This window comes from Halioglobus japonicus (assembly GCF_001983995.1).
GTDB lineage: Bacteria > Pseudomonadota > Gammaproteobacteria > Pseudomonadales > Halieaceae > Halioglobus > Halioglobus japonicus.
The window spans coordinates 2,905,360-2,919,177 of record NZ_CP019450.1 but is presented as its reverse complement, the minus strand read 5'-3'; the positions used below and the strand labels follow the sequence as shown (position 1 = coordinate 2,919,177).

At 58.6% G+C, this 13,818-nt stretch carries 16 protein-coding genes; 12 read left to right on the top strand and 4 right to left on the bottom strand.

All coding sequences use genetic code 11. The annotated features are described in order from the left end of the window. Window positions 1–60 precede the first annotated feature (60 nt). The 8 genes from BST95_RS13755 to BST95_RS13720 all read left to right on the top strand — a co-directional run bounded on the left by BST95_RS13755 (window position 61) and on the right by BST95_RS13720 (window position 7,906). Window positions 61–1,047 (top strand): LysR family transcriptional regulator, encoded by a 987-nt coding sequence (locus BST95_RS13755; protein ID WP_084200174.1) that lies wholly within the window; start codon window positions 61–63, stop codon window positions 1,045–1,047. An 8-nt stretch (window positions 1,048–1,055) separates the two neighbouring features. After that, complete coding sequence (locus BST95_RS13750; RefSeq protein ID WP_084200173.1) at window positions 1,056–1,865, top strand: DUF3450 domain-containing protein; 810 nt, start codon at window positions 1,056–1,058, stop codon at window positions 1,863–1,865. Continuing rightward, window positions 1,862–3,196: a MotA/TolQ/ExbB proton channel family protein gene (locus tag BST95_RS13745; protein ID WP_084200172.1), complete on the top strand. Its 1,335-nt coding sequence runs from the start codon at window positions 1,862–1,864 to the stop codon at window positions 3,194–3,196. Before BST95_RS13750 ends, BST95_RS13745 begins: the two co-directional genes overlap by 4 nt. Before the next feature lies 1 nt (window position 3,197). Beyond that, the gene (locus tag BST95_RS13740; protein WP_084200171.1) at window positions 3,198–3,719 is read left to right on the top strand and encodes a MotA/TolQ/ExbB proton channel family protein; all 522 of its coding nucleotides are present in this window, start codon (window positions 3,198–3,200) and stop codon (window positions 3,717–3,719) included. Beyond that, window positions 3,716–4,126, top strand: a complete 411-nt coding sequence (locus BST95_RS13735; RefSeq protein ID WP_084200170.1) for an ExbD/TolR family protein — start codon at window positions 3,716–3,718, stop codon at window positions 4,124–4,126. The genes BST95_RS13740 and BST95_RS13735 overlap by 4 nt, the downstream gene beginning before the upstream one ends. A gap of 397 nt (window positions 4,127–4,523) precedes the next feature. Beyond that, the gene (locus BST95_RS13730; protein WP_169843949.1) at window positions 4,524–4,820 is read left to right on the top strand and encodes an energy transducer TonB; all 297 of its coding nucleotides are present in this window, start codon (window positions 4,524–4,526) and stop codon (window positions 4,818–4,820) included. Then, complete coding sequence (locus BST95_RS13725; protein ID WP_084200168.1) at window positions 4,810–6,567, top strand: tetratricopeptide repeat protein; 1,758 nt, start codon at window positions 4,810–4,812, stop codon at window positions 6,565–6,567. Before BST95_RS13730 ends, BST95_RS13725 begins: the two co-directional genes overlap by 11 nt. A 37-nt stretch (window positions 6,568–6,604) precedes the next feature. Beyond that, window positions 6,605–7,906 carry a metal-dependent hydrolase family protein gene (locus BST95_RS13720; protein WP_084200167.1) on the top strand — a complete coding sequence of 434 codons (1,302 nt, stop codon included), beginning with the start codon at window positions 6,605–6,607 and terminating at the stop codon, window positions 7,904–7,906. Here the strand turns inward: BST95_RS13720 and BST95_RS13715 are convergent. From BST95_RS13715 to BST95_RS13705, 4 genes are all read right to left on the bottom strand, one after another. Beyond that, a complete protein-coding gene (locus BST95_RS13715) occupies window positions 7,903–8,997 on the bottom strand; it encodes an FAD-dependent oxidoreductase (protein ID WP_169843948.1) in 1,095 nt (364 codons plus the stop codon). The two genes, BST95_RS13720 and BST95_RS13715, sit on opposite strands and share 4 nt — an antisense overlap. Before the next feature lie 62 nt (window positions 8,998–9,059). Then, window positions 9,060–9,236, bottom strand: a complete 177-nt coding sequence (locus tag BST95_RS19960) for a hypothetical protein (RefSeq protein ID WP_169843947.1) — start codon at window positions 9,234–9,236, stop codon at window positions 9,060–9,062. Window positions 9,237–9,305: 69 nt separating this feature from the next. After that, a complete protein-coding gene (locus BST95_RS13710) occupies window positions 9,306–10,112 on the bottom strand; it encodes an SDR family NAD(P)-dependent oxidoreductase (RefSeq protein WP_084200165.1) in 807 nt (268 codons plus the stop codon). Between the two features lie 14 nt (window positions 10,113–10,126). Further along, on the bottom strand, window positions 10,127–11,128 hold the full coding sequence (locus tag BST95_RS13705) for an FAS1-like dehydratase domain-containing protein (protein WP_084200164.1): 1,002 nt from the start codon (window positions 11,126–11,128) through the stop codon (window positions 10,127–10,129). Window positions 11,129–11,400: 272 nt separating this feature from the next. Here BST95_RS13705 and BST95_RS13700 point away from each other — a divergent pair, with 272 nt between their 5' ends. From BST95_RS13700 to BST95_RS13685, 4 genes are all read left to right on the top strand, one after another. After that, a complete protein-coding gene (locus BST95_RS13700; RefSeq protein WP_084200163.1) occupies window positions 11,401–11,940 on the top strand; it encodes an FAS1-like dehydratase domain-containing protein in 540 nt (179 codons plus the stop codon). Beyond that, window positions 11,930–12,355 (top strand): MaoC family dehydratase, encoded by a 426-nt coding sequence (locus tag BST95_RS13695; protein WP_229801572.1) that lies wholly within the window; start codon window positions 11,930–11,932, stop codon window positions 12,353–12,355. Before BST95_RS13700 ends, BST95_RS13695 begins: the two co-directional genes overlap by 11 nt. 175 nt (window positions 12,356–12,530) lie before the next feature. Beyond that, on the top strand, window positions 12,531–13,238 hold the full coding sequence (locus BST95_RS13690) for a TIGR03619 family F420-dependent LLM class oxidoreductase (protein ID WP_084200162.1): 708 nt from the start codon (window positions 12,531–12,533) through the stop codon (window positions 13,236–13,238). A gap of 1 nt (window position 13,239) precedes the next feature. Further along, entirely contained in the window at window positions 13,240–13,764 is a 525-nt protein-coding gene (locus BST95_RS13685; RefSeq protein WP_084200161.1) for a nuclear transport factor 2 family protein, read from the top strand. Window positions 13,765–13,818 lie beyond the last annotated feature (54 nt).

The following is a 13,818-nucleotide window of genomic DNA, read 5'->3' as shown; positions in this document are numbered from 1 at the left end:
TTCCTCAAATGGCATATATTCATTGAATGCATGAATTTTGTTCATTATGCGGGACGGTAAATGAAACTTAGCGAGTTGGGTCGGCTCGACCTCAATCTTCTTGTGGCGCTGGAAGCCTTGCTCGAGGAACGCAGTGTCTCCCGGGCGGCTGAGCGTCTGTTCATTACCCAGTCGGCGATGAGCAAAACTCTGGGGCGTTTGCGCGACCTGTTTGACGATCCACTCTTTGTTCGCAGCGGTGCTGTCATGGTGCCTACGCCCCGTGCCGAACAGCTGGCAGAGCGCCTGCCTGAGGTGCTGCAGGCGGTGCAATCCATGGTTCAGCCGCAGGAGTTCGACCCTGGTACCTACGAAGGCGAGATCAACCTGCTGGTTCAGGGGCACATGGGCGCGTGGTTTGTGCCCCCGTTGGTGCAGCTGTTACAGGAGCGTGCGCCGCGCCTGCGTCTTAATACCGTCTCCGGCGACCAGGCATTTGAGGATAAGCTGGCGGACGGCACCCTGGACCTCGTCTTTCAGATCGAGCGTCTGTCCTACCCGTCAGAACTGGATTTGACGACCCTCGGTATCGCTGAACCGGTGATCCTCGCACGCAAGGCACATCCACTGGCGGGCAGGGCCACGGGTGTAGAGGAGCTTGCCCAATACCCGATGGTCAGCCTGCTGTCGACGGATATTGCCAATGCACGCTTCTATGAAGGTGCCAGCAGTGAGCTGCTTGAGTACGAACGCCAATACCCGCCTCAATACCATACCGACGATTTACAGACGGCCTTGCAAATCCTGCGTACCACAGACTGCGTTTTTCCAGCGCCACCGATGTTTACTACGCAGTTTGATCTCGATCGCTACGTCGTGGCGCTGCCCGTGGCCGGATTGGAGGAGTTGAGCATTCGCTATGTCGCCGTCAGGCATCGTCGGGTGTTGGGATCGCCAGTACATGACTGGATGTACACACTGGTGCTCGAACTGGTCGACAGCTTCCGCCAGGGCCTTGGATTGCCCGACCTCAAGACCTTGCGTTCAGAACTTGAGTTGGCCTACTGAGGTCTCGGTTGAACTGGTATGCTCGCGCTATTCTCGATAAGGAACTCATGGTGAAAAAGACGCTTATCCCGACGGTGCTGATCGCCGCCCTGGCCAGTGTAGCCCCGCTTGTGCAGGGGCAGGATATAGACACTCCCCTGGAGGTGGTGGCTGAAACCAACCGCGGGGCAGAAGCCTCACAGCGCAAGATTGATGAATTGTCGCGCCAGACCCGGATGCTGCTCGAAGAGTATCGCAGCCTGCGTGAAAGTTCCGAATATCAGGATGCCTATACGCGTGAACTGGAGCAGCTCGACGCTGCCCAGCAGGCCCGCATTGAATCCCTGAACCAGCAGATTGCCCAGGCGCGGATTACCCGTCAGCGCATCTTGCCGCTGATGCGCAGTATGGCGGATGCCCTGGAGAAATTCGTGGTTCTCGATCTGCCGTTTCATCAGGAGCAGCGCGTTACCGGGGTCTTGCAGCTTAAAGAGCGTCTCGATAATCCCCAGCTGTCCGTGGCGGTGCGCTTTCGCCTGTTGCTCGAGGCCTATCAGATAGAGCAGGGCTACGGCAACACGGTGGAAGCCTGGCGCGGCGCCTTGCAGCGCGATGGCGAGCGTCGCTCCGTCGAGTACCTGCGCATTGGCCGGGCCGCACTGTATTACCAGAGCCTGGATCGGGCCCACAGTGCTTACTGGGATCACGACAGCCAATCCTGGGTAGATCTGGACAGTACCGCCAATCGGAGCATCGCCCGTGCCATGCGCGTGGCGCGCAATCAGGCAGCGCCTGAATTACTCGAACTGCCGCTACTGCCAAGCGGAGGTGCGCTATGAGAATCACGCTATTGATTGCACTGCTCATTCTGGTGGCGCCTGCGTATGCCCAGATAGACAATCTGGATGCGCTGTTGCGCAGCGTCGAGGAGCAGCAGCAGGAACAGCGTCAGCTGAACCAGCAACGCGAACGCGAGTTTTTGGCGGACAAGCAACGTCAACAGCAATTGCTCATCGAGGCCCGGCGTGATTTTGAGCGCCAGCAACAGGAGAACCAGCCGTTGTTGCAGGTCACTGAGGCCAACGCTCGTGAGATAGAGCGACTCGAGCAAGAACTGGCATCGGTCGTGGAAGATATGGGCGATATTTCCAGTGGCTTTCGCGAGTTCGCAGGGGATTTCTCTGCCGTGCTGCAAGAGTCGATGCTGACTGCGCAGTTGCCGGCGCGCAGTGCTCAACTGCGTGAATTGGCCGATGCAACAACGCAGGTCACTATCGAAGAGATCCAGTCGCTGTGGTTGCTGGTGCAGGAGGAGATGACCAAGGCGGGCAAGGTCACCCGTTTCCCCGCAGAGATTGTCGAAACGTCAGGCGCGACGGTTCCAGCCGAGGTGTTAAGAGTGGGTGTGTTTACCGCCTGGGCAGGCGGCCTGTTTCTGCGCTATGTCCCTGAGACAGGTGAGCTTCTTGCGCTGAGCCAGCAGCCTCCCGCACGCTATCGGACCGCTGCGGCAGACTTTGGTAAGCAAACGACTCCGCAAATGATGGCGATCGATCCTACCCGAGGCAGCCTGCTTGGGGTGATGACCTACACGCCTGATCTGCGCGATCGGATAGAACAGGGCGGCACCATTGGCCTGATTATTATTGGCCTGGGTGTTTTCGGTGCGCTGCTGACACTCTGGCGATTGGCGGCGTTGACCCTGCTCACTCGAAAGATTCGCAAGCAGTTGGACAACATCGATACTCCCGTCGCTGACAACCCGCTGGGACGGGTGTTGATGTCGGTAAGTGAAGTTGCAGATCAGGAAGAAGAGTTACTGCAATTGAAACTGGACGAGGCTGTGCTGGCAGAAATGCCAGCTATTGAACGCGGCAACGGCCTTATCAAGCTGTTTGCCGCGATCTCACCGCTGCTGGGTCTGCTGGGCACCGTAACAGGAATGATTTTGACGTTTCAGGCGATCAGTCTTTTTGGAACCGGCGATCCCAAGCTCATGGCAGGCGGTATTTCCCAGGCCCTGATGACCACGGTGTTTGGTCTGGTGGTGGCCATCCCCCTCCTGTTCGGGCACAGCGTAGTGGCCTATTTGTCACGCGGCATGATTCAGCGTCTGGACGAGCAATGCGCGGGCGTGCTTGCCCGACACGCAGAGCAGCAGGACGGCTAAGATGAATCAGGTCTACCAGATCACCGATTTTATGGCCCAGGGGGGCGAAGTGCTGTGGCTGTTATTTGCGACCTGCCTGCTGTTGTGGTTTCTCATTCTTGAGCGGGCCATTTTTCTGCGCTTTGTCTGGCCGCGCCGTGCGGAGAAGGTGGTCAGTGCCTGGCAGGCTCGCATCGATCGGGATTCGTGGCGCGCCCGGCGCATCCGTGAGGCGCTGGTATCAGAGAACAGTATGGCGCTGCATGCGGGTATACCGTTGATCAAAGTGCTGGTGGTCCTGTGCCCCCTGCTGGGCTTACTGGGCACGGTAGTGGGTATGGTCGGCGTGTTTGAAGTGATTGCAGTCAGCGGTAACGATGATGCGCAGGCCATGGCCAGCGGCATTTATCGGGCGACGATCCCGACCATGGCGGGTCTGGTCGTTGCACTGACAGGGATTTATTTTACCGTGCGCCTCAGGCAGCTCGCCGATCGAGCGGCCAGTAAACTCCAGGGGCGCCTGGTACTGGAGGTGGCGGCATGAGTGCCCGTCGTCATATCCCCAGCGAGGATGAAGCCGAACTCGACATGACACCGATGCTGGACATCGTGTTTATCATGTTGATCTTTTTTATTGTCACCACGTCATTCGTCAAGGAGTCGGGTGTGGCGGTCAATTCGCCGCAGGCAGAAACCGCGTCCGCCCAGGAGAGCGCGAATATTTTCATCGCCATTACGGCCAGTGGTGAAGTCTGGGTCGACAGGCGACCGGTAGATCCTCGCAGTGTTCGCGCCATTGTGGCGCGCTTGCACGCGGATAATCCAGAAGGGTCGGTGATTATCCAGGCGGATGAGGCCTCTTCGACGCGGATGCTGGTCGAAGTCATGGACCAGGTGCGCCTGGCCGGTGTGCAGGGTATAGCCATTGCCGCCGACAAGGGCAGCCAGTGAGCGTGATCGCTTCCGAGAGAGTATTCCCTGCGGCCTTGGGAGCGCTGGCGATTACGCTGGCGGTGTTTGTCTTTATCCAGAGCCTGATCGAGGGCAGCCAGCGCGAGGACATAGAACTCGCGGTGTACGAGGAAGTGACCATACTGCGTGACCTGCCTGAGCCCGAGGATGATACCGAGCCCGAAGACAGCCCTGAAGACGCGCCCGTGGAGCCTGAACTGGAGCCGCTACAGGTAGCGACGCCTGCGGTGGCAGAAGTGACCCAGGAATTGCAGATGCCGGTGCTGGATCTGGCTATGGGCGATCTTGCTATCAATGCAGTCGGCGATACCTGGGCCGCCCCGCGGCTCAGGGGGCGGCCAGTTTTGGCAGCGGTGGCCAGGATGCCCGGGGCTTTGTGGAGGTGGTGCCGTACAACACGCGCAAACCCAACGTGCCTGAGGTTGCCTGGGAAAATAAGATCAGTGGCTGGGTGCTGGTGGCATTTACCGTCACACCCGAGGGCGCAACCCGCAATGTGCGCATCCTCGATGCAAGACCCCGCGGCGTCTTCGAGGAGAAAGTGATTGCCGCTGTGGAAGACTGGCGGTACACCCTTTCATTCAAAGGTAAACAGCGCAGTAATCTGGTGCTCACCCAGCGGGTAGAGGTGCACTGGGAAGACTATCCGCAGAATCTCCCCAATGTTGATTAAACCGCTTTTGCTCGCCCTGCTGCTGAGCCAGTTCGTGGCCGTGGCATTGGCCCAGGACACCGGTCAGTATCGCAGCCGGGTATTGCTCGACCCGCTGGGTGACATTGGCAAGGGCAGCGAGATGTCGCTGCAGGAGCTGGAGCAGAGCATAGACAGCATTCGCGATCCCTATGCGCGTTCCAGCGCAACGCGACACCTGGCCCGTCACTACGTGAACGAAGGCGACTACCCTGCGGCAATAGCATGGTATCGCGAGGCGCTGCGCAGCGATGGCCTGTCTGCGGTGGCCAATCGGGAAATGCGCCGTGAGCTCGCTCAGGTCTATCTCCAGGCGGAGGAATTCGCGGCAGCTGCCAGCCTGCTAGATGAGGTGTTGGCCATGGAACTCGTGCCAGCTACCGGGGATTTTCTGCTGCTGGCGCAAGCGCGCTACCGGTTGGGTGACTATGTGGCTGTGGTGGTTGCACTGGATGGTGTGCAAGCCGCAGGACTCACGCTGGATGAAGAGCAGAAACCCCAGGCATTGGCATTGTACTACCGCGCTGGCGCCTATCCGCAATGTGAAACCCTGCTCAGGGAGCTACTTGTGGCTGCGCCGCAGGAGGCGGATTACTGGCATCAGCTGGTCTCTGTCTATCTACAGCAGAACAAGCGCCAGGCTGCCCTGGACCAGCTGATGCTGGCGATGGAGCAAGGGGTGGACTTCGATCCATCCCAGTATGTGCTTCTGGTTGACCTGTTGGCGGTTAACGGCAATCCCTATGGCGCTGCGTCCCTGCTGGAGCAGCTTATGGCCGCCGGTGCATTACCCCGCAGCGGCGCGCATTTGCGCAAGGTCTTTGAATTATGGTTCCAGGCGCGAGAGCGCGATCGGGCACAGCAGGCCCTGGTAGCGGCCGCGCGGGAGACGGGCGACACCGAACTATACCTCTATCTTGCGCAGCTGCAATTGGAAGATGAGGCCTGGCCGGACGTGGAGCAAACGGTGCTGTCAGCCTGTCAGCGGCGCCTTGAAGATCGCTTTGTCAGTCGGGCCAACCTGCTGCTGGGTGTCAGTCTGCTCAAGCAGGGCCGAGATGCGCCGGCCCGGCAGGTGCTGATCAACGCTACACTGGTCGGCGGCGCTCATCAGCAAGCGGCGCAGTGGTTGAAGTTTATGGATGCGGTGCCACCCAATGAGGATGAGTTGCGACGCGTGCGCGGGCCCTGTGTCGGTAGTGAGGGTAAGCAGTTGGCTCTGATCGAATCAATGCCGCAGCAGCCAGCGCCTACCCAGCCTGAAATCGAGCTTGAATCTGCGGACGTCGACACCGTTACGGTGCTGGAAGTGCAGCGCGCTGCAGCTACCCGTTATTTCTTTGCGGCCAATGACGAACCACTGGAACAATTGCTGCCGCAGATGCGCACGCTCGCGGTGCGCCAGAGTGTCAGCCTGGTCAAAGCCAGTGGCACCGCGGACGGTGCGCCCCAGTTTCTCAACCTGCAGAATATCAGAGGCATAGGCATTCCATTGCGGGGCAATGCCCAGGCGAGAGGGCGCTATCGGGTCGTGTCGACTAAAGCCTTTGATTTTGTGTCATTTGCGGTGTTCCCGGAGGCAGGGGTCGAGGCGCAGTTGGCAGCTGCGCTGGCCAGCCTGGAGAAGGCCGGTATCATACCGTCGGGAGGCTGGCGTCTGGTACCGGATCAAGGGCAGAATGGGTCCCTGCAACTGCAACTGGGTGTAATGGCGCCGGTGACGCAGTAAGTCAATACTAATAATTTGCAGTATAAGGAGCGAAATCATGAAACGGATGTTGGGCGTTGTAGCAGCGATGGCACTCACTGGTGCCGGCGCGGTGCAGGCCGAGACCGTGGTTTATTGCGGGCAGTTGGTCCAGGTAGAGCCACTCAAAATGCTCGAGCGCCAGACGATCCGGCTCGAAGGCAATCGCATTTTGGCGGTTGAGAGTGGATATCAGGCGCCGGCACTGGACGACGATATCGTCGATCTCAAGAGCGCAACCTGTATGCCCGGCCTGATGGACATGCATGTGCATCTGGCGCATCAATTTTCCGCGCATGTGTACCTTGAAGACTTCAAACTCAACGCCGTCGATTATGGAATACGCGCGACGATTAACGCCGAGAAAACCCTGATGGCAGGCTTTACCCAGGTGCGGGAACTTGCCGACCAGAGCCACGGCTCATCCATTGCTGTGCGCAACGCCATTAATAAAGGTCTGGTGCCAGGCCCTCGGGTCATAGCATCCGGCCGTTCCATCGCCACCACAGGCGGCCATGCCGATGGCACCAATGGTCGCAAGCGCGAGCTGATGTTTGACCTCGGCCCGGTGGGCGGTGTGATTAATGGCCCCTATGAAGCACGTCATGCGGTTCGACAGCGTTATAAGAATGGCGCCGATATGATTAAGATCACAGCCACCGGTGGCGTGCTGTCCGCCGCCAAGTCCGGTCAGAATCCACAGTTTATGGCCGATGAACTCGAAGGCGTTATTGCAACAGCGCGCGACTACGGCATGCCCGTGGCGGCCCACGCGCATGGTACCGAGGGTATGTACCGTGCGGTGGTCGCCGGTGTCGATTCGATTGAACACGGCACCTACATGGACGAAAAAATCATGAAGCTTATGAAAAAGCAGGGCACTTACATGGTGCCCACGTTGCTGGCGGGTAAGTGGGTCGAAGACAAGGCCCAGACCAAGGGTTTTTTTCCGGAGATGGTGCGCACTAAAGCCGCCACAATTGGCCCGCTGATGATGGACACCTTTAACCGGGCGTACGAGTACGGTGTGCCCATTGCGTTCGGCACAGACACGGGTGTGTCGGCACATGGCGATAACGGCAAAGAGTTTGCCCTGATGGTGCAAGGGGGAATGAAACCCCTGGAGGCGGTTCGCAGCGCTACCTGGCATGGTGCCAAACTCACCCGGACCGATGATGAGCTCGGTAAGCTAGCCGCAGGCTACCTCGCCGATATTGTCGCTGTACAGGAAGACCCTCGGGACGACATCACCACCCTTGAGCGGGTGGCGTTCGTCATGAAGGATGGCGTGGTCTACAAAAATGAGGTGGTCAGCGACTAAATTAACTGGCTGATCCGGCGGGCGTCGGCAATAGCACCATCGATGTAACCGACGTCGCGGCAATCACCCACACGGTGGATGGTCGCGGGCAAATCGACAAGCTGGTCAGTCATGCTCGCATCTCCCTCGGCGCCCATAGCGATAATCACCTGTTTTGCGGGGACATCCTGCAATTCGCCTTTGTGTGCATAGACCACTGCGTCGCTGCGTATCTCTTTGACGGCGGCGCGATTCAGGGTTCTGACCCCGTGCTCGCGCAACTCGTGCAATACCCGGGCTCGGCGCACAATGGCCAGTTCCGCGCCCAGGGCAGTGCCGGGCTCAATGACGGTGATCTTGCGGCCCCGTTCGACCAGAAATTCGGCCAGCTCCAGACCTACCAGACCGCCGCCAATAATGACAACTTCATCGGCGATGGGCATCCAGATGCGCGATGCGAAACGCAGCAATTTGATCGAACGTAAGGCCTGCGAGAACCGCGCGATGCTGACAGCCATGCGTGCCAGGGGCGACAGTTTAGCGGCGGCGCGGGTGTCGGTGCCGAGTAAGATGCCTCGCAGTTCATCAACATCGAAGACGTGTCGCTGTTCCTTGCCCGTGATATCAGGCGCCCGACGCAGCGCGCCGGTTGCAACAATGACATGGTCTGCCCGGTACTGCGCGATAGTCACTGCTGACGCCTGCTTGCCCGTCTCAAGCGCGATCGGCAAACGACGCATTTCCTGTTGCAGATACTGGATGAGCCGACCGTTGGGTTCGTAGGCCAGCGCTGCGATTCTGGCGGTGCCGACGAGATCCTTGTCTTTTTCCCAGAGGGCGACCTGATGGCCACGTTCGGTAAGGATGCGAGCGGCTTCCATGCCTCCCGGGCCGCCGCCAATCACAAGTACGCGCTGCGGCCTGGCGGTGCTGGCGAGTATGTCGCCCTCGTGTTCCCGGCCGGTTGAGCTGTTCACGGCGCACATCATGGGCTGGTTGATGAAGATCTGGCTGACACAGCTATAGCAATAAATACAAGGGCGAATCGCCCCGGCGTGGTTGCCCACAAGCTTGTTGGGCAGGTCAGGGTCCGCCAGTAATTTGCGGCCCATGGCCAGGAAGTCAAAGTCGCCTTCTGCGATATGACGATCAGCGTTTTCGGGTTCTATGCGGCCTACGCCAATGACCGGGATACTGACGGCGCGTTTACCCGTTTGGCAAAGTCGACAAAGCCCCCTTGGGCGTGCACCAGCGGCGCCTCGGTAAATGCGATGGCGTGCGCGACATTGCCATAGGCACTCACATCTATTGCGTCGGCGCCTGCGGCTTCGCACGGTTGCGCAGTGACCACAACGTCGCAGGCCTAATACCGCCTTCAGTGCGATATTCCATCGCATCTAGGCGCACCAGGATGGGGAATTTATTTGGCAGTGCGATTATCCAGTGTTAGCTCCCAGTCCGGCACGTGCAGTTGTGGCGTCTTGCCGCCGTCAACCGGTAGCACTACTCCGGTGATAAATGTCGCCTCGTCGGAGGCCAGGAAGCAAATGGACTGGGCCAGGTCTTCTGGTGTGCCCAGGCGCTGGATGGGAATGGACGAGGCCATAAGGGCCTTCATTGCATCGTTCTTGTGCACGGAAGCGTCAAGCCCCGGTGTTTCCACCGCGCCGGGCGCAACGACATTCACGCGCACACCATAGGGTGCTGCTTCCATGGCGGCACACATGCTGAACTGGTTGACCGCAGCTTTAGCGGCGGAGTACGCACCGGCGGCGATACCAGCGCGCAGGCTGCTGACAGAGGAGATGTTGATGATGGCGCCGCTGCCCTGGGGCTGCATGATCTTAAGGGCGGCCTGTACGCCGATGAAGACACTCTCCACGCAGACCCCGAAGTTGGCGCGCCAGGCATCGATGTCCTGGTCGACGATCATGCCACCGATGACCGTTGGCGCATTGTTCACCAGAATATCCAGGCGTCCGAACTCATCCGCCGTATTCTGGATAAGCGCGGGGAAAGCATCGATGTCACCGATGTCCAGTTCAACGCCGCGGAATTTTCCGCCGAAGGCTGCGATTTCGTCCGCGAGACTATCGAGGCGCGGCCTGCGGCGCGCACAGGCAATGACCTGTGCGCCCTCGCGGGCCAGTTGCAGGGCGGTCGCTCTGCCAATACCCATGCTGCCGCCGGTAACGATGGCTACTTTGGTCTGGAAGCGGTTACTCATGTACTAACTCCTTGTTATTGGTCGGCGAGACGCACGGTGGCGCTGCCGGTCACGTGATATCCACGGCTGTTGCGGCCCCCGAAATCGACACAGACATGGTCGGCCTCGACACTGCTGACACGTCCTTGAAACACCATGGTGTCCCCTGGCGTGTTGGGTGCCATTAGCTTGAAGCGCAGCGTCTGCAAGCGGCCGCCGGGCCCGGCCCAGTCGCTAAGGTAACGGCCGGATAGGCCACAGGTGGTGAGAATATTCATGAAGATGTCGGGCATAGCAGCGTCTTGAGCAGCGCCGAGATTGTGATGGACATCGATAAAGTCCTGGCTGGCAACAGCGCCGCTGACTATCAGCTTGTGGGTAATGGGAATAGTCAATTCAGGCAACGCCTGGCCTTCCGATACCGCTGCGGTAGTGATATCACGATAGTCGGTTTGCCAGGTGTGGGAGGAGGCTGCCGGTTGGTCTGGCTCGCTGGAAGCTGCCGCTGTGCCACTGGCCGGTTCGGCCCGGGGTTGATACTGAAAATAGGTGATTCTGGCGATGGCAAAGGGCTGGTCGTCAGTGTCGAGGTATTCAACCTGCTCGGTGACAAAATAGCCCTTGCCCAGAGCGGTTTCCTTCAGTGGCGAGATATCGACAATGGTGGTGTAGTGGTGAGCGCGGTCGCCTTCTTGCAGGTAGCGTAAAAACTCCAGGTCATAGCTGACGGCGACATTGGCCGGGTAGCCCGCCTTCGTCAGGTCGTCAAATATCCGGTAGGGCGCCGCCTGTGTGGAACCGGGTGCGTAGCGCATATTGACGTCGCGCATGGTCCACATCTGCATCATGGTAGGTGGGGCAATAGCGTTTTCAATGCGGTGGCTGGCGTGATATTCCCGGTCAAGGTAAAGCGGATTGCTGTCACCCATGGCGCTGCACCATTGCCAGATCTGCACTCGCGAAACAGGATTAAAGCTGTGATATGGGCCCAGGCGTTTGCCCATTAACGATGCTCGGTCGAGAGTGTCTTCGCTCATAATCTGCCGCTCAGGAGAGATGTACACAAAGATAAGACCTGGGTAGCCACCGCGCCAGCACCGATGGCGTCAAAAACATTGTTCTCTGCGGTCAACCTGGGTGTTGTTCGCGGTACGACTGCTTGTACAACCGGGTGAAAACCGCGTTGTACGGTTCCCATTTCACCTGTCTCGTGGCTATAGTTTCTTTCTTGTGACCTCTCGCAATGCCGGCCATGGCTAATAAAGATAATGCCGCCCGCATTGCAGCCGAGTAAGCCCAGGAGCGCTGAATGACGAAAGCCGTGTTGGATACCACCTCTTTTCTCGGTGGTGACTGTGGACCTTATAACAGCTGGGACGCTGTCAACGCGCCGATGATTCGACACTGGTGTGAGGTCATGGGTGACAGTAACTCAATTTATACCGATGCCGAAGCCGCTCGCGCCCAGGGGTTTGCAGGTGTGGTCGCGCCCCCGGCCATGCTGCAGGCCTGGACGATGGCAGGCTATCAGGGAAAGGCGGCCCCTGGCTCAACCGATGCCAACCCCATGGCTGTGTTGCCGGAGTTGGAAGCGGCTGGCTTTCCCGCCATCGTTGCGGTGAATTGCGAACAGGAATACGAGCGTTATCTGGAGGAGGGTGATGAGGTTTATCATCGCTCCACGATTGAGTCGATCTCCGAAGAAAAGACCACGGCCCTGGGCGTCGGGTTTTTCGTGACGCAACTGTGTACGTACTTCAATCAGCGCGATGAGGTGGTGGCGACCATGCGTTTTAGGGTGTTCAAGTACCGCCCACACCAGGCACCGGAGAGCCGTGATGAGCAGTGAATCTCTCGCGGAAATGACCGTCGGTCACACTCTGCCGGAACTGGCCATTGAAATTACTCCTAAGCTGATTGTCGGCGGTGCCATTGCCTCTCGAGACTACCAGAACGTCCACCATGACAAAGACGCTGCACAGGCGTTGGGCTCACCGGATATCTTCATGAACATTCTGACTACCAATGGCCTTGTGGGCCGGTATATCACCGATTGGGCCGGGCAAAATGCGCGTGTGCAAAAAATTGCAATACGCCTGGGTGCGCCTAACTTCCCGGGTGATACCATGCGTTTGCAGGGTGAGGTCAGTGCCGTGGATAGCGCGGCGGGCCGGGTGGAACTGAGCATCCGCGGCGTTAACCGTATTGGCGACCACGTTACCGCCACGGCAGTGGTCGAATTCCCTCATCGGGCTCACAAATAACAAGAGTAAGGAGTGACAAGGATGCATCTCGCGTTCAGTTCAATGAATACCCCAATGATCCGCACCCGGCGGAACTGGCCAGGGCCCTGGAAGATCGCGGCTTTGAGTCGCTCTGGTATGGCGAACACAGCCATATTCCCTGTTCGCGTGCCACGCCGTATCCCCCGGCGGTGAAATGCCCGATCCTTATCGACAGATGATGGATCCCTATCTCTCTTTGATGACGGCAGCCAACGCGACGACAACCCTGAAATTGGGCACTGGAATTGCGCTGCTTATGGAGCGGGACATTTTCGCCCAGGCCAAGACGATTGCCACGCTCGATCGTCTTTCGGGTGGACGGGTAATGATTGGCACGGGCGTGGGCTGGAATCAGGAAGAATTCGAGAACGCCAGCCCGCATCCGTTCAAGAAGCGCTATACGCTGTTACGCGAAACCGTCGAAGCCACTCGGGCACTGTGGACGGAGGAACAAGCCGGTTACAAAGGCACTTTTGTGAAATTCGATCCCGTATGGAGTGATCCCAAGCCTCTGCAGGTCGGCGGGCCGAAGATTTTCCTGGGCGCGATGGGGCCTGTGGGCGTGAAGCACGCGGCAGCCTGGGCCGATGGCTGGTATCCCGTGGATGTCGCATTGGGTGATGTTGCCGCCAGTATTGCTGCTTTCAAGGAGCAGGTCCGGGAGGCAGGCCGCAACCCTGATGAGGTCGAAATCAATATTCAGATCATGGACACCAGCAATATGGATAAGCTCAAGGAATACCGTGACATGGGCATTCAGCGGGCTACTATTGGTGTGAATATGGAACTGTGGGACCAGCCCGAGGCGGCGCTGCCCATGATCGATGAATTTGCAAAAGTGATACCTGACCTGGCGGCCTGATATGGTTTACCCGACAGAGAAAGTAATGCGTGCAACGGCGGCAAAGCTGGTTGCAGCGCACCAGGAGGCTTCGCGTACTCAGGACTGGTTGTTTTTCGTTGATGAACTGTATGCCGAAGACTGCATCTACACCTGTGAATATGCCGGTGTGATGGAAGTTGTCGCCAACGGTATAGACGAGATCAAGGCTACGCACTACGGCCGCGATATGCAGGTTGGCTGGGAAGGCTGGACGTTTCCCTATGAGGGCGTTTATGTAGGCGGCGACAATCGCTTGGTGACTCACTGGTGGAACCGCGGCCCAGGCCAGCGCCCTGAGGGCGGCTACTACCAGACGCCCGGCGTGTCATTTATTACCTTGAATGATCAGGCGCGTATTTGCCGGCAATTCGATATGTTTGATCTGGCCCACCAGATGCGCTTGTGCGATGAGTTGGAAAGTGCCGGTTTGCTCTCCCTGCAGCTGAAGGAGGAGTGGGTTAAGCCGATGAAGGCACGCCTTGCAGTCGCGCTCGCTGGCGACTAGGCACAAAAAAAGCCCCGGGGTAAGGTCTCACCCCGAGGCTCTCTCTTCAGCAGA